The 16330-nt window shown below is 33.9% G+C and carries 11 protein-coding genes; 8 read left to right on the top strand and 3 right to left on the bottom strand.

Annotated elements, in window-relative coordinates:
- Nucleotides 1-16: 16 nt before the first annotated feature.
- The 5 genes from QE177_RS12405 (at nucleotide 17) to QE177_RS12385 (ending at nucleotide 10543) form a co-directional block, all read left to right on the top strand.
- Nucleotides 17-2200 (top strand): protein-tyrosine phosphatase family protein, encoded by a 2184-nt coding sequence (locus QE177_RS12405; RefSeq protein ID WP_280550097.1) that lies wholly within the window; start codon nucleotides 17-19, stop codon nucleotides 2198-2200.
- Nucleotides 2201-2746: 546 nt separating this feature from the next.
- Nucleotides 2747-8026, top strand: coding sequence for a pentapeptide repeat-containing protein (locus QE177_RS12400; RefSeq protein ID WP_280550095.1), 5280 nt, complete (start codon nucleotides 2747-2749; stop codon nucleotides 8024-8026).
- A 370-nt stretch (nucleotides 8027-8396) separates the two neighbouring features.
- Entirely contained in the window at nucleotides 8397-8711 is a 315-nt protein-coding gene (gene sugE, locus QE177_RS12395; RefSeq protein WP_280550093.1) for a quaternary ammonium compound efflux SMR transporter SugE, read from the top strand.
- A gap of 482 nt (nucleotides 8712-9193) precedes the next feature.
- Nucleotides 9194-9706 carry an Hsp20 family protein gene (locus QE177_RS12390; protein WP_280550091.1) on the top strand — a complete coding sequence of 171 codons (513 nt, stop codon included), beginning with the start codon at nucleotides 9194-9196 and terminating at the stop codon, nucleotides 9704-9706.
- A 237-nt stretch (nucleotides 9707-9943) separates the two neighbouring features.
- The gene (locus QE177_RS12385; protein WP_280550089.1) at nucleotides 9944-10543 is read left to right on the top strand and encodes an NAD(P)H-dependent oxidoreductase; all 600 of its coding nucleotides are present in this window, start codon (nucleotides 9944-9946) and stop codon (nucleotides 10541-10543) included.
- Between the two features lie 51 nt (nucleotides 10544-10594).
- On the opposite strand, the gene QE177_RS12380 is transcribed toward QE177_RS12385, so the two are convergent.
- Nucleotides 10595-11515 (bottom strand): LysR family transcriptional regulator, encoded by a 921-nt coding sequence (locus QE177_RS12380; RefSeq protein ID WP_280550086.1) that lies wholly within the window; start codon nucleotides 11513-11515, stop codon nucleotides 10595-10597.
- Nucleotides 11516-11844: 329 nt separating this feature from the next.
- On the opposite strand from QE177_RS12380, the gene QE177_RS12375 reads away from it, so the two are divergent.
- Together QE177_RS12375 and QE177_RS12370 are read left to right on the top strand one after the other, a co-directional pair.
- Nucleotides 11845-12888, top strand: a complete 1044-nt coding sequence (locus QE177_RS12375) for a YeeE/YedE family protein (protein WP_280550084.1) — start codon at nucleotides 11845-11847, stop codon at nucleotides 12886-12888.
- 12 nt (nucleotides 12889-12900) lie between these two features.
- The gene (locus QE177_RS12370) at nucleotides 12901-13131 is read left to right on the top strand and encodes a sulfurtransferase TusA family protein (RefSeq protein ID WP_026823002.1); all 231 of its coding nucleotides are present in this window, start codon (nucleotides 12901-12903) and stop codon (nucleotides 13129-13131) included.
- 1088 nt (nucleotides 13132-14219) lie between these two features.
- Here QE177_RS12370 and QE177_RS12365 read toward each other — a convergent pair.
- On the bottom strand, nucleotides 14220-14804 hold the full coding sequence (locus tag QE177_RS12365; RefSeq protein WP_280550058.1) for a hypothetical protein: 585 nt from the start codon (nucleotides 14802-14804) through the stop codon (nucleotides 14220-14222).
- Nucleotides 14805-15093: 289 nt separating this feature from the next.
- Complete coding sequence (locus QE177_RS12360; protein ID WP_280550056.1) at nucleotides 15094-15330, bottom strand: DUF333 domain-containing protein; 237 nt, start codon at nucleotides 15328-15330, stop codon at nucleotides 15094-15096.
- 350 nt (nucleotides 15331-15680) lie between these two features.
- Here QE177_RS12360 and QE177_RS12355 point away from each other — a divergent pair, with 350 nt between their 5' ends.
- Nucleotides 15681-16307, top strand: coding sequence for a beta/gamma crystallin domain-containing protein (locus QE177_RS12355; protein WP_280550052.1), 627 nt, complete (start codon nucleotides 15681-15683; stop codon nucleotides 16305-16307).
- The last annotated feature ends 23 nt before the right edge of the window (nucleotides 16308-16330 follow it).

The following is a 16330-nucleotide window of genomic DNA, read 5'->3' as shown; positions in this document are numbered from 1 at the left end:
AAGTAAGGGTTTTACCATGCCTAATATTTCACCGATTTATAGTAATATAACACCGAATATCAATTATGCTTCAGATGAGGCATCGAGCGGCCAAGCTGGGACACAAAAAACTGATTATCAAGGGCGTAATATTGTAAAAGACAGCGAATCGTCGTCTGTTTTATTACGGCACAAGCCCCATCTTGATACTGAAACGGATCCAGACAGTAATAAAACTCGACGTCATGGTGGTCTTAATTTTAAGATTGATGAAACACCACCTGAACTTGCACCAAAACCTACTGCGGTAAAAAATAAGTTAATCGAGCCCCCGCAGCTTTCTCGTCAACCAACGTTAGGCACAAAAGACACGCTGGATATACCAGCACAAAAATGGGTTGCTAAATTACGACCTGGTGAAGTTAATACATTGATGTCATCGACGTCGGTAAGCACAATTAGCAATGACGATAGCAATCTCGCTAGCCAAAAAAATAATAAGCTTTGGTTGGCTAAAGCAACGCCAGTTGAAGCGCCGGATGGTAATATATTGCCCGCTAATCGTGTGCAGATTGGCGGCAAAAATGTAGCAATGATTAGTGAATATCCTAAAGCGGAGTATTTAGAAAGTTACTTTAAAATGCTAGCTGATAATCAAACGCCAATACTGGTTGTATTGGCACCAAATAAGGACATTGAAGCTAAAGGTTTACCTGAATATTTTAAACAAAATGGCCAATATGGTAGTGTGTCGGTTCAGCTTAATGAACAGTCTAAAGATAGATCGTTGGGTAAATTTTGCTGTGATATGTATGAAATAGAAATTAAGCAAGGTAACTGTTCATATCAACTGCCTATTATTCATATTAATAATGGGTTAGGAAAAAATACCATCGATAATGAAGGATTAAAAGTTATTGTTGATTGTATTAATCAAACAAGCCAAGAATATTCAAGCGAGCTTTACCAAAAAAATAGTCAAGCAGTATATGATCCCAATAAAGTATTACCAGTAATACACAGTACTAAAGGATATGAAAGTGCCGCTTTTCTGGTTGCCGCAACTGAAGTAGCTAAACCTGGCAATAAATTGAGTTCAGAAGAGATTGTTAGTGAAATAAAAAATTCAACTAGCGCAAAAATATTAAATCATGCATCACAGTTGCAATTACTTAAGCAATTTGAAAAAGCAGCGGGCAATTACACTGGAGAGAAAAGATCATCTGCTAGGATGGATGAAGATACAACTAAATTAGAAAATACAATAGATACAAATATGCTACCGGCAAAATTAAAGAGAATGTTAAGTGATCCAGAGGTACCTGTAGCGGCATTACCACTACGTACATTGTCGGTAGAAGAGCAACAGAAAGCCACTACATTAGCTGAAGATTTATTTCAACGCTTAACGGATGAATTTAGTGATGCCAAACTAGACAAATCACAATATATTCAGAAGGTTGAGAATCAACGATTTGGCAATATCTGGACCGCAAAAGCAACAGCTGTGACCGCCCCAAATGGTCAGTTGCTAGCCGCTAATCGGGTACAAATTGCGGGTCAGAATGTTGCTATTGCTTGCCAATATCCAAAACCTGCATCACTGCAAGATTATTTTAAGATGTTGGTGGCTAATCGGACACCTGCATTAGTTGTATTGGCATCAGACAACGATATTAATCCACAATCAGGCGTGGGATTACCCGAATATTTTAGAAAAGACAACCAATATGGTGATGTTGGCGTGACGGTAATTGATAAAGGTGAGGGTAAATTGGCTGACGAATTGGATTATCATGAATATTTATTGCATGTCACCGATAAAGGTCAAAATATTAAAGTCACTGTCACTATCCCTGTTATTCATGTTTCTAATTGGCCGGATCTAACGGCTTCGGGTAATGAAGGATTAAAAGAATTAGCCGAGCATGTTAATACAGTTGTTGATAAAAAAATTAATTTTTATAAAGAAAAAGGAAGCAGCGCGATAAATGATGAAAATAAATTATTACCAGTAATGCATTGTCGAGCTGGCGTTGGGCGTACCGGTCAACTACTTGCCACCATGGAATTATTAAAACCAGAAAGTCAACAAAGTTTAGAGAGTATTGTTAGAGATATGCGCACGACACGTGATAGGAAAATGGTTCAAACCATTGCGCAAATGCAAACACTGGCTGTGTTGGCTGAACAATTAAATAAACCAATCTCAGATTCATAAGTTTTGAGGATGATTTTAGGTTATTAATATAATTTATTAAGTAATAATAGTTGTTATTCTTTTCCTGAAAATTGCCTGTACATATGTTGTTGCTGGTTTGTTTTTAGTCTCCTTCAATAGCGGTTAAGTACAGGCCTGTTTTTTTGTTGCCACCGCAGTTTTTGTATAAATTCAATATTGTTAATTATTGATAACGTTACGATAAATATGTTGGATAAAGCAAATCGTTCTGCCGTAAAAAGATTAATGCGTATTTCATCTATGCTTTTTATGCTTTAGTGTTCTAAAATTTATTTTCTTATCCAGCCTTACCGCTGCCATTTTCAATATGACAAGAGCATTTTTCGCCTATAACAAGCCATTACTGTAGGTTATGGCCATCAATTTTATATAAGTAAAATATTAAACTAGGTTAAAATAACCAATTAACACCAAGTAATTGATTGATGAAATATTATTATGTTAATTAATATGATCGTTTTTTGTTTTCATTGATAAATTGTTTCAAATATTATTTATTTGTTAAATTTTTATATGGAATTAATAATGACAATCATAAATCACGCTCCCACATCGCCAATCTGGATGACATCGATATTAGACAATAAAAAAGAGAGCGAAACGAAAGTAGATCAAGCAAATGTAGCGAGTTATCCGGTACATTTAATAGATAACAGGCAAGAAGAGAAAAGTAAACCTTTAACTTGGTGGCCAAATAATAATGATAACGCTATTTTTAGTAATCAATCTCTTGATAATCAAAAAATCAACTTATCAATAACAAATAACGAATTTTATAATATTGCCCATGATGAACAAAATCGACTTTTACGTTTACTGTTAATTAAAGAGGGCATAATCAATTATGATAAGAAGGCTATGCCAGCAGGTGAATTAGTCAATTATGTTATTAATTATCTTGCGCGCTATAAAAATGATAATAGCAAAATATCTGAGCTTGCCCGATTACTATTAGAACCGCTTGGTCAATATGGATCTGGTCAGAATGAACAAATCACACCTATCCATCAACAAGCCGTCATTACTAATTGGTTACAGCAAGTGGTATTTAATATGCCTGCTGATAGTTGGTTGTTAAAAAAAATTTGTGATATCAAATCACAGCAGCATTCTCTATTACATCATGACAATTTGAAACAAGGGTTATTCAATCAACTCAACTGCCATATTGAAGCTAACCAACTGTCTGCCAACGTTGGCGATTATTATCAGCAACAGGTATTAAGCCGCATTATGCCAACATTGATGTTGCAACCTAAAAATTCTTATGAACAGCAAAGATTGCAAAACATGATGATTAATCAGCCGGAATGGGGGTATCTGCATGCAGGAACGGCATTATTAAGCGAAAGTGGCGCTGATTTTAACAGCATGAGCCTGGATCAGATTATTGATATCGGTATGTGGCTAGAAACTATGTTGTTGGAGGAAAAACTACCTGCTGAATATGTTCAATATTTCAAATTACCCGCCTTGATCCATAGTGTATTAAAAAATAACTATCAACAAATCACGGATGAGATTGATAAAGCGAAAATGCTTTCGATATATCATATTTACTTTGAGCATTTAACGCAGCATAGCAAAAATAACCCTTTTATCCAATTCGTTCAACGTGCTAATCACTGGAAAAGTCGGCCGGAACTGGCTCGCCAACAATTGAAGGAGCATAATATTGAGCAAACATGGTTAAATAACTATTTGTATAAAAACAGCGATGTTGAATATCAAGACAAACAGGGTAAGACGGTAAAAATACCCAATATAGATACGGTTTTTAATAATCAAAATCAACAGCTTGCGGATATTTCTAGGCAAATAGAGCAGGTTGTTTTATCACAGGTTTTTAACTCTTTCAATGAAGCAGAGCAGCAATTTATTCAACAGGCTCAAATTTACCTAGTAAAAGCTGAGTTTAATGCACAGGGTAGCCTACGAAGTATTCCACTGGCGCCACCGGCAAGGCAAGCAATGGTGGCTTCAGGTGGATTAATTACGCGTGTTCCTGACTCAATTGATATGTTTAAATGTATTTTTAATGGAGAAGAACGTATTTATGCATTGCAAAAGCAAGCAAATACAGAGATAGGACGCTATCAGCTATATCGGGTCGATTATGATAAAAAAGCCATCCTCGATCTATTTCCTCACGATCATAAAATTCGTGACGATGATGATTACCAATTAAGACTGCATGTTGATTCTTTGCTAAAACAGGCGGATGAGAAACCACAAGTTTTACTCAGCAGCTTATCGACATTACATCGCAATAGGCTGGCTGAAAAACTGCAACAGGAAGGTTATCAGCCAACTACCCATCAAAAAGTGGATACTTTTTTCTTACATCTTATACCTTTCTACACAACGATTATTGAAGCGCAAAAAGGTAATACCGGCCAAGCGGTTGGCGCTGCCTTATTTGATGTTACCTCTTTTTTCCCTTTTCTCGCCAAAGCGGCACAAATTAGCAATCGATTTAGTATTGCGGTAGGGGAGGCAGCCGTTAATGGTGTTCAAACTGCATTAAAGCAGGCGACACTCCGCCAGTCATTACATCAAGGTGCTAAGCAATTACTTAAATCAGGTATTCCTCATGTAGCAAATAGTTTGCCTGCCAATGTTTTTGCTGAATTAGGCACTGCTTTTTTGCGTAGTGCCGATCCGGGATTTGAGTTGTTGGCATCGGGTGGCTTAAAAGGGATTCATGCTTTAAAAAAAGTGGCAAAGCAGAGCCAACAGCAAGTGAGTGGATTAACTCAATTAGTCGAAGCGCTGGAAAAAAAAGCAAATGATTTTCCAGTGGCTCATAGTGAGCAATTTAAAATAGAAACAGCTTACCACCCTGCGCGGTTAAAAGAAGTGCCAGTCACTAAGATTGGTCGGCAACGGGGTAAAGATATTTACGCACAGGTCTATCCAGAAACTGGGCAGCCATTTGGCAGGAAGTATTTGCGTGATACTGCAGGTAATTTGGAGTTAGCACCGGTTCCAATAGGAGAAAGACTTTATCAACTAAAAATCCAAGGGTTGGGGGGTAAGGGCGCAAAAATGGGTGCTAAAAAATTAGCAGCTCAATCAAATACAGTTCAGTTAGAGCAAATATCCTTTAATGATTTGAAAGAGTTATTACTAACACGACAAGAAAATACGATTATCGATTTATCCAGCAAGAATTTGAATAATATGGATTTTTCCACGCTTTTTGCTGAAAAAATCGATCTCACTTTCGTTAATTTTACCGATGCTAACTTATCCGGCAGCAACCTATCAAACCTTAATCTAACTAACGCGACGCTACAACAAGCATCTATAAGTGGCGCTAATTTGCATCGCGTCAACTTAAATAACGCTAATTTGATAAGCGTTGATCTCTATAGGGCGATTTTAAATGATGCGAAGTTAAATAATGCAAACTTGTTAAGAGCTAATTTAAAAGAAACTAATCTGGTGAATGCTGATTTAATCAATGCTGACTTAACTCAAGCGACTTTGAGGCATACTAATTTAATGGATGCTAAGTTGGACCGTGCAGATTTGACTCAAACTGATTTAAGCCATGCTAATTTGCAACAAGTATCTATTCATGGTACTAACTTCTCTGGCGCTATTTTGGATAATACGATTGATAATTTTACCCTTTCTTTGCCTAGTAAATGGAATGAGCATAATCTAGAGTTTGAGCTTAATCATTTTAACCCTCAAGGGGGAAGCATTCTAACCAGTATTGATAGTATTGATGATAAGTATAGCCAACTAAAAACCAAGTTGGCGTTGCAAGTCATTCATTCTATTGAGCACTCAAACGTCAATCTTACCAATGTGACGCCATCACTATTAAATATTTTTAGCAAAGCGCTATTCATAAAAAATCCAGAAATCAATAATTTTGTCGATAAACTAATAGAAAATTATTTAAAAAAACCTTCACTGCAATTAATTAGTAAGTTAGAAGCGCATCCAACAATGATCCCTGCGTTTCTCAATTATTTTGATCGGCAACCCTATCTGATGGAGTTAGCTAAATATAATGATGCTTTTATCCAAACGCTCATAGCGACCAAAACGCAAGGTGCTGATTCTATTAAGATCACTGCAAACAGCTTATATAAAAAATATTTACATTTGCCTTACATTCAACAACAACTCCAACATGCAGAAATTAAAGGGCTGTTCGGTGATCAGGCCGATAATGGAGATTGGACAAAAACAGAGGCTGCCAATTATCTGTTATTGTCGCCAACAAAAGCAGGCAGAGTATTAATTGTTTCTGAAAGGGATCTGACTCAAATGTTACATCCCAATTTGCACACAAATTGGAATAATATTTTTCTTTTTCAGAATGGTAAGCGTTTATCTCCGACAGAATACAGTTTGAGCCAATGTTATAATCAAGACTTTCCACTATTTTCCCATCTATTCACCCATAATGGTTCTGACGCGTTAATGAAGAAAAGACCGATTAGTTTCAAGTCAGGGAAAATTGTACAAAAAGAAACGAATGGCGCTTTATATACTCGGGCCGCACAATATATTGAATATAACAATGAATTATTTCGAGTAAAAAATCCTTTTTATAGTAATTATGTGGCAGCTGAAGAAGTGATTATGGGTGGTATTTTCAGTATGACAGGATTAGATGCTCCCAGAATGCTTTTGTGTAATGATTGCGATGATTTTTTTATTTTTAATAAGCAAACGAGAGGCGATTTTCAAGATGGCAAAAATTTATCCAGCTTTGCTTGTGTTGCATCTCAAGTTGAACCAAGTTTCAAAGACTTAGGTGATTTTTTGCTAGATGAAAAAATGATGGTTGATATAATTAAAAAATCAGCAATAGAAGAATTATTGTTAGATAGCTATATAAAAAAAAGAATTGTTAGCTATCAGTCTTTGAGAGAGATATTTAATAAGGCCGATTGCGAATTAACAAATATCCTACAAAAATATCCTAATAAAAGCTATTTAGATAAGCCTGATGTATTAGCTCAAATAAAAAATAAAAATTTAATAAAATTTTCGATGTTAGAGGAAATGAATAAACTGCTACCGCAAAAATTGCGCGATGAACAACTAAAACATTTTTTCGTATCACGATTATTAAATAATTGGGATTATTTAAATTTTGCATTCTGTAATTTTGGCTATTTCATTGATAAGCGTATTCATCCGACAGAATTTAAAGGTATGACGGTAGATTTCGGCGCTTCTGGAACTTTAGGTTTTGGAGGGCTTGCCAAAAATGAAAGCTATCAACGAGCTATGCAGGGTGCTCGCCCAGAAAATACCTTGGCTTCGACTAGCCTATTTACGGAAAAAGATGCTACTTTTTCCAATAATCTTCCCGATTCATTAACAGGTATTAGCTCAATTCCTCGTAGTCGTCCTTTGTTATCAACAATTAGAGGACAAGTTGCGGTAGAAAATAATATCTTTGAAGCGAAAGATTTCAATAATTTCAACAAAGAGTTAATGCCTGCTTTAGAGGTGGCTTATCGGCTCCAGGTATTACCAGATCATGCAATAGAAGACTATCTTCATGAAAACTGGTTAATGGGAGAAAAGGATTTTCCTTATCGTGATAAAGATAGCAAATACAATATCGATACTGCAAAAATCATAGCCATAATAAAAGATAGGAAACGATCTTTTATTCACTACTTTGGGCAAGATAAAATTAAGCATTGGGAACAAAATAATACATTGCAAGCTGCAAAAATAAGAATTGAGATTGCAGATAGTCTAAAGCGTTTAATGAATAAAATATATACTATTCAACCCCTATCAGTGGCTAGCCAGACGGTTTAATTAAGTGGATAAAATACCAGTCCTGGTACCCGACTGCAGCAGACTTCTATAGCGTTTAACTAAAGTGACAAGCTGCCAGGGGCAGTGTTGTGATTGCCCTGGTGGATAAATAACAATAATTTATTATCCTGAATGCGACAAAACTAAGCAAGTTGGCTAATATTTATGACACTCTTGCAGAAGATAGTAACAGAAATAGAACATCAAATTTTAATTAAATAAACTAATCTTCAATGGCAATTAAGTAATCATACATAATGTTGAAGTTATAATATTGCCTGGTTATAATTTTTTCAGTTTCATCTGTTGCTCAGGACGACCTGAGAAATAGCATTTTATTGGGGACGACCCCGAGTGATTAGGAGGAATCATGGCCTGGTTGGTTTTATTGGTAGCCGGTTTACTTGAAATTGTTTGGGCAATAGGATTGAAATATACCCAAGGATTTACCCGATTAACCCCCAGTATTATAACTTTAGTTGCCATGTTGTTCAGTATAGGGTTATTAGCTTATGCAATGAAAACCTTACCTGCCGGTACAGCATATGCTATTTGGACAGGTATTGGTGCGCTTGGTACGGCGACCATTGGGATTATTTTTCTTGGTGAATCGGCAAGTTTATTCCGCTTATTAAGCTTGGGGTTAATTTTTGCTGGGATAATTGGCTTAAAACTAGCGAATTAAATTTTAAGCTATTTATTATAGACAAATTTCTATTTTTTATGGCGTATTAATATGGGGCATAAATGTTTATTTATGCCTTATTATTTAGCGCTAAATTTTGCTATTCGTAATCAAGATTTATCTAAAATAAGCTATGAGCTGAATTAGCTGAGGTAAATTTTTTCTATTTTAGAACACTTAAAAGAATGGCAATGAACGCAATGTTTGCTATGAAAATAAAGGCGGTGTTTTTTTTGATTTGTAGCCACCAAATTTTGTTAGCGTTACGATTAATGTCATAATTGAAGCTTTGATTCATGGTGATATTAAATTAAAAATCAGTCAATAGAGCCCAATTAAATAAATACTTGTTTATTAGGTTTTTTTATTTGCCTGTGTATTTAAATTGTAATAAATAACTGGAAAAATCTGTAGTAACTCCTATAAGAATAATAGAGAACAATGTTTTCCACGCTTAATTAAGCTACATTAGGAGATTTATTATGATTCGTCCATTAAGTTTATTTTCAGATTTAAGAAATGATTTGTTTTCAGACAGATTTAATAAAATAGATAAGTTATTTAGTCACTTAACGGGTGTTAAACCATTAGCATTACCCAGTGAATCTTACAATTTAAAGAAAATTGATGATAAACATTATGAACTAATAATCAGTGTGCCAGGTTTCACTGAAAATGATTTAGATGTTTCGTTTTCTGATGGGCAATTATTTATTGTTGGTGATCATAAAGAAGAAACACCAAAAAAAGGCGAATGGCTTCATCAGGGTATTTCTCACAGATCGTTTTCTGCTCAATATTCGTTAGGTAAAAATGCCAAAATTCAAAGTGCTGAATTATATGATGGTTTACTTAAAATTTTTCTAGAATATGAAATTCCTAAAGATGAGAAGGTAAAAAAAATTGCGATTAAAAAAGGTAAGAAAAATGAGCCTAAAAAATTAAAAGCAACAAAAAAACCTTCAGTGTCTAAAAAAACAAAAATAGCTAAATAATTTGCTGGCAATTAAACATTAGATAATTAACGTAAGCTGGAAAAAATAAAAGCCTCACTAATATTAGCTTGAGGCTTTTATTTTTTTATTGTTGCAATATTGGAATCAATATAAATTCTTTCTTTCAACACTAACAATTTTTTTTAGTAGTAAAATCTAATGCATTGTAAGTTACAAGCTTGTAATAAAAATTTCAGCGCTGAAATAATAAAATAAAAGTTTAGTAGGAAGTGTATTATGAATAAAATTCTTGTTTTAAAATCCAGCATCATGGGAAATAATTCTCAAACAAATTCCTTGATTGATACTTTTCTGACGAAAAGACAATTAAAAGGATTACAAGATGAAGTTACAATACGTGACTTAGCCACGCTTAATCTTCCGGTATTGGATAATGAACTGTTTAATTCGATGCGAGGAGCGAGTAATTTCAGTGAAAAAGCCTTTAATGCTGTCGCACTATCAGATAAATTGATAGCTGAACTAAAAGGGAGTGACATGGTTGTTATTGGAGCACCTATGTATAATTTGAATGTGCCAACCCAGTTGAAAAATTGGTTTGATCTTGTTACTCGTGCAGGCGTTACATTTAAATATACTGAAACTTATCCTATGGGATTAGTTGAAGGTGTGCGTGCAGTTATTGTCAGTTCTCGTGGTGGTATCCATTTGGGACAACCGACGGATGCAGTAACGCCTTATCTGAAATCGGTTTTAGGATTGATTGGTATCACTGATGTGGAGTTTATTTATGCCGAAGGGATGGATATGAAACCCCATGGAAAAGAACAGGGAATTGCCAATGCTAATGCAAAAATCGCTAGTCTTATAGCCTAAGCATGATGATGTACTTACTGGCATGTAAAATGCTAGTAAGTACAAATCTGCTCAGTTTGGCGCAGCTATTTTTTCCATATAAGCGGGTAAATCATTAACTAAAGTATCAACAATGAGCCGGACTTTACGCGAAAGGTAAGGCGTTTTTGGCCATACCGCATAAATAGAGAAAGTTATTTCGCCAGCATGAGGCATAATTTCTTTCAGACGCCCGTCGATCAGTTCTTTTCTAACTAACCAGTCAGGAAGCCAGGCAATACCTGCATCTGAAATAATCGCATCTTTTATTGCTTGCATATCATCCATCATTAATCTTGTTTTCGGTCTGAATTCGTATATACCACCGTTATCGTCTTTGAGGCGCCATTTTTGTATTCGATTTGAATGGCTATAAGCGACAGCGAAATGTTGTGCCAATTCTATAATTGTATGTGGTTCACCCATCTGAGCAAGATAAGAGGGGGAAGCGCAAATTGTCATACGGTGTTTGCCAATTTTTCTAGCAACGAGATTACTGCTATCAGGCAGTGTGCCAATATAGATTGATAAGTCAATTCCTTCTTCGATAAGATCAATAATACGATCGTTAAATGACATTTCTAGTTCTAGTTTGGGGTACTGTTTTATTAAAGAAATGAGTAGTGGAGCGATACATAAATGACCAAATAAAACCGGCATGGAGAGCCTAAATTTACCACAAGTTTCAAGCTTACCGCTGTTAAGGATGTCTTCTATCTTTTCTATCTCATCGAGAGCACGTCGGCAATATTCATAATATAGTGTTCCTTCCTCAGTTAAACTTTGTGTGCGGGTTGTCCTATGAAATAGGGTGATACCCAGTCTTGCTTCTAATTGAGCAATTTTTTTTGCTACCGATGAGCGCGTTAGATGTAATTTTTCCGCTGTTTGAGAGAAGCTGTTAGCTTCAGCAGCAGCAACAAATACCGGAAGACTATTTAGTACACTTTTCATTGGATTATTGCCATTCAGACATAAAATTATCTTTATAAATAATAGACAGAAACATTAATTGTTAGAAATAAAATAAGATTTAGTAAATTTAATGATGCTTAAAGCAGGAGAGGATTTTTATTATGCTTAATATGAATTAAATGTTGTGGTTAATAGTGTTAAATATTTTTAAACAGAAATAAAAAACTAATCCTTTGATTTAACATATTTATTTTAGCTAATAAAAAGTAATCCCCAACAACTAGACTATATTTAAAACTGTGCTTTTTATCAAGAATTCAAAAAGTTCGATTTTATAAAATGTTATTTTAATTTTAGGAATGATATTAATGATAAGTTTATCTCATATATCTGGCTTAGTATTGGGTGGGTTACTTGGTTTTATTATGCAACGAGGACGTTTTTGTTTAGCCGGCGGATTAAGGGATTTCTATTTATTCCGTGATGGTCAAATGATAATTGCTATTTTAATCGTTATTTCTATTCAGAGTGTCGGGTTATTTGGGTTGCAAAGTCTAGGATTAGTCATACTCCCTTATGCCAAATTTTTATGGTTAGCAACCATTGTTGGTGGCATTCTATTTGGTAGTGGAATGGCATTGGCCGGATCTTGTTCTACGGGTGCCTATTATCGAACAGCTGAAGGTTTAGTTGGTAGTATCATTGCTGTTGTTGGCTTTATCCTATCCAGTTGGTTTGTGCGTTTACCGAGCAGTAAATCTTTTTTTTCACCGATTACTTCCCAGATATTAGATAGTGGAACAATTACGCAAACTTTTCATGTATCACCCTATGTAATTATGCTTATTTTAATATCACTAACAATCTATTTAGCCATTAGACATATCAAACAGTGGAAATTTATCAATGTAGCAAAAATAACAGCAAAAAAGACAGGAATTAGCCATCTATTATTTGAAGCGCGTTGGCATCCATTTATTACGGCAATGTTAGTAGGAATCATTGCATTACTAGCTTGGCCGGCAAGTTTATCTGCTGGCCGGATTGGCGGGCTTGGTATTAGCGGGCCCAGCGCGCAATTATTTTCATTATTGATTGACGGGAATTTAAAATTTTTTGACTGGGGCGGCTATTTATTAACCGGGCTTTTGTTGGGTTCATTTATTGCAGCAAAGGGAAGTCAAGAGTTCAGATTTAGAAACCCAGGTTGGACCACAATGATAAAAAGTTTTATTGGTGGTTTATTAATGGGCATTGGTAGCGGTTTGGCAGGTGGCTGCATGCTAGGTAATACATTGGTTAATACCGCTTGGTTTGCATGGCAAGGTTGGGTGTTTATTCCTTGTATTATTTTTGGTAGTTGGCTGATTAGCTATTTTACTATGATCCATCCATGGCAAATAAAATCATAGAGATTATCGATTATGAGTGAAATTCAACTAGATACTAGGGGAAAGTTATGCCCATATCCATTGATTCAAGTGCAAAAAGCGATAGAGTTAATGATAAATGGTGATATTTTAATTATTAAATATGATTGTGCTCAAGCGACAGAAAATATTCCGAAGTGGGCTGCCAAGTCAGGTCATGAAGTGATTGATTTTCAACAAACTGGCAACGCCCAATGGCAAATTAGCATTAAAAAAGGTAAATAAGATAATTAAATTGAATGAATAGGGTTATTCAATACAGACTTCAGGTTGGTAGGATAGAGTGCTTAGTAAGTTAAGTCATGCTATTGATTAACAATCCGGCTAGGAATGAACGAACTCCGTCCCTGGCATGGATTTTCCTACACTCAATTTTGGGAATTTCGGTTTATAGTAACCCGCTTAATTGTCCCCGTTATTGAGACAGAGTCTGTCGCATTTGATCTTGGATAACATTTTTTATTATGGGGAAGGCTGCAATCAGTATCAGCAGTTGTCGGAGATATTGGATTTGAAATTTCAGTCGCGTTACTCTGCTCTTCCGTTGGCTCAACATCGGTAATTTGGCTGGATATTGACACTGTACTCATTGAAATAGCACTGGTGCCAAGCAGAATTATGAAAATAAATAGTTTAGATAATAGTTTCATTACGTTTTCCTCCTCAGTTAATAAGAATGATAATTATTATTAAATAATAGGTTAATATTTGACCATTGCAATAAATTAACTAAGTGATATTTATTAGTAATAATATTTTATAGCTTGATTGCTATTATATCGGCTTATTTTGCTGTACTGAATATAATTCATGTAAAGACAATCTATCACTTTAAAAAATTATCTTGTAATAACCAGGTATTGAATATAAAGATATGCACATTACTTGGTTGAATTATATTTTTATCTAATTTAAATAAGATATTATTTGTTATTTTCATTTAAAAATAAGATAGTTAAATATAAGTATTTGTATATTAATTATAATCATATAAAGTTAAGCAGCGTTTTTTAATTAATCTATAATCAGATTTATTTTACTAGTAGATTGTGGTTTTAGGATACTTATATTATATATGAGTAGTAGCTTAAGTATGAAAACATGCTAAGTAGTTTATAATTTTAATCAAAGATTTATTAATAATAAAAAAGTATCTATATTATAAACAATAATCTGTTACATTAATTTGAGATCATTAATATTTATTTTTTTAGTTTTCACTAAATATTATAAGATAAATACCTCTTCTTTATTAATTTTAATGAAGAGGTATTTATTAATTAAACGCTTTATTTGTATTGCTAGATTATGCTTTACAATAAGCCTTTTGTAACATTCGCTTTTTCTAACTCTTCTGTTATTTCTGCATTATCAGTTACTGTTGCAGCAGTACTTGCAGCCCCTCCAACAGCGGCCTTAGCAGTCTCTATACTTGTCTTAATAGCATCAGCACCAGTATTAGTAGCGGTATTTACAGCATCAGCCGCAGTATCAGTGGCTTTATTAACAAAATCAGCACTAGTATTAGTAGCGGTATTTACAGCATCAGCGGCAGTATCAGTGGCTTTATTAACAAAATCAGCACCAGTATGAGTAGCGGTATTTACAGCATCAGCCGCAGTATCAGTGGCTTTATTAACAAAATCAGCGCCAGTATTAGTAGCGGTATTTACAGCATCAGCGGCAGTATCAGTGGCTTTATTAACAAAATCAGCACCAGTATTAGTAGCTGTATTTACAGTATCAGCACTAGTATTAGCCACTTTTTCTGCTGTTTCTAAAACTTTATCTAAGCCAGCGATTGGGAGGCCAAAACCGCCTATTGGGCTAGCCATAGCTGACATATAACTAAATGTTAAAACAGAAGCGATAGCAACGCGTTTTATAAATAATTTCATTAGTCACCTCAATTAATAGTTATGTAACGATATTAATAATAGACGCTTATTTTAACCTTTCAATAACATTTTTTTAACTTAATCTGAGTTCTACGCAATAGTATCATTAATAAAGCAACTGCAACTATTCAAAAGAAACCATCTCTTATATCGCTACATTTTGGATGACAGTATTATTTTTCTAAAAGATATAATCATATTTGTAATAATCTAATTTTTAGCTTTACGGTAGCAAGTTGCATAAGAAAAAAGTTTAGTCAGTAGCAATTGCTATATAAGGAACAATAAATTATTGATGATCTTGATGATATAGTGTCCATTCTTCGATACTAACACCGTTAGCTAGGTGGCAATAACCGACTTCGCCTTTAACTGTCTTGACAATGTTAATTTTGCCCCCTTTTTTAATACAATAAACTGAGGCAGGATTTGCCACGCCGATGGTTTTGGTGGGTGACAATGATTCTGTTGCATTAGTACATCCGACAAGATAAATATATGTTAATAGTAATAGTATCTTTTTCATAGATTTTTACTCAACCAAGTAGTGAACAAACAGACTAATTATAGTGTATGAATTTTTTTATTATATTTTTAAAATAAAATATATTGCTATATTTTTTATGATAAAAATAATTTAAAGCACTAGATTAAATAATTGATTTTATATTTGTACTAATTGTTTTTTCCAAAAAATTTTTATTTTACTTAATTGAAAAATAAATTAATTTTAGATAAGGATTTATTTTTTATTAAAAGTAGTTTGTGCAACACTAGCAAAAATATGATATAAAATTTTTAAATTTGTATATGTGAATTTGAATTTTTATATGTTTCAAATAAATTTAATCAAAATTATAAAATAAAAGGATATTTATGAATAATAATCAATTATTTTCAACAGGTGTTATTTTTTATAAAGGAAAAAATTATACTGGTGATGGTTTTTTATATAGAGAATCTAATGAAGAGTATCGCCTTTCTAGAGAACTGAATGATAAATTTAATTCTGTCAGAGTTGGTAGACTTTCACAAGTTCAAGGATGGAAAGATTATGCAGCTAATAATGCCCCTGGTAACATAACAAAAACTTGGCAATATGATACTCCTGATCTATCAGAGATAGAAGGCTTATCAAGATTTACCGTATTTCCTAAGTATACCGATATATTAGCGATACAACTTAATAATAATACAGGTAACAATAATGTATTTTATCAGCTTGTGTTTAACATTTCTTTTATATGTAATCCAATACATATTAAAGCAAATACAGACTATGAATGTATTGGTTCCTTTCCACAAGATGGCAATTTATATAATGCTAATATTGCTATTATTAGTAACCAAAATAGACCAGCTATTCGTGGGCAAGTAAGTTTTACATATAATATGTCGACTAGTGAAATTGAGATAATGACATGTAATCAAAATTTTCCACCAATGCTGTCATTTCAAAAAGCAGAAAGAAATAGATTTCAACTAAATATTAATAATAATTAATGTGATTTTTTCTCACGATAAAT

Source organism: Arsenophonus sp. aPb (assembly GCF_029873475.1).
Lineage (GTDB): Bacteria > Pseudomonadota > Gammaproteobacteria > Enterobacterales > Enterobacteriaceae > Arsenophonus.
Note: the sequence above shows the minus strand (reverse complement) of the source record. Positions and strands in the feature narration are given on the sequence as shown.

What these genes read in the sequence shown, in the direction of transcription:
- QE177_RS12355 (WP_280550052.1), top strand. Translation starts at nt 15,681, where the DNA reads ATGAATAATAATCAATTATTTTCAACAGGTGTTATTTTTTATAAAGGA.
- QE177_RS12380 (WP_280550086.1), bottom strand. Translation starts at nt 11,515, where the DNA reads ATGAAAAGTGTACTAAATAGTCTTCCGGTATTTGTTGCTGCTGCTGAA.
- QE177_RS12375 (WP_280550084.1), top strand. Translation starts at nt 11,845, where the DNA reads ATGATAAGTTTATCTCATATATCTGGCTTAGTATTGGGTGGGTTACTT.
- QE177_RS12365 (WP_280550058.1), bottom strand. Translation starts at nt 14,804, where the DNA reads ATGAAATTATTTATAAAACGCGTTGCTATCGCTTCTGTTTTAACATTT.
- QE177_RS12390 (WP_280550091.1), top strand. Translation starts at nt 9,194, where the DNA reads ATGATTCGTCCATTAAGTTTATTTTCAGATTTAAGAAATGATTTGTTT.
- QE177_RS12405 (WP_280550097.1), top strand. Translation starts at nt 17, where the DNA reads ATGCCTAATATTTCACCGATTTATAGTAATATAACACCGAATATCAAT.
- QE177_RS12400 (WP_280550095.1), top strand. Translation starts at nt 2,747, where the DNA reads ATGACAATCATAAATCACGCTCCCACATCGCCAATCTGGATGACATCG.
- sugE (WP_280550093.1), top strand. Translation starts at nt 8,397, where the DNA reads ATGGCCTGGTTGGTTTTATTGGTAGCCGGTTTACTTGAAATTGTTTGG.
- QE177_RS12370 (WP_026823002.1), top strand. Translation starts at nt 12,901, where the DNA reads ATGAGTGAAATTCAACTAGATACTAGGGGAAAGTTATGCCCATATCCA.
- QE177_RS12385 (WP_280550089.1), top strand. Translation starts at nt 9,944, where the DNA reads ATGAATAAAATTCTTGTTTTAAAATCCAGCATCATGGGAAATAATTCT.
- QE177_RS12360 (WP_280550056.1), bottom strand. Translation starts at nt 15,330, where the DNA reads ATGAAAAAGATACTATTACTATTAACATATATTTATCTTGTCGGATGT.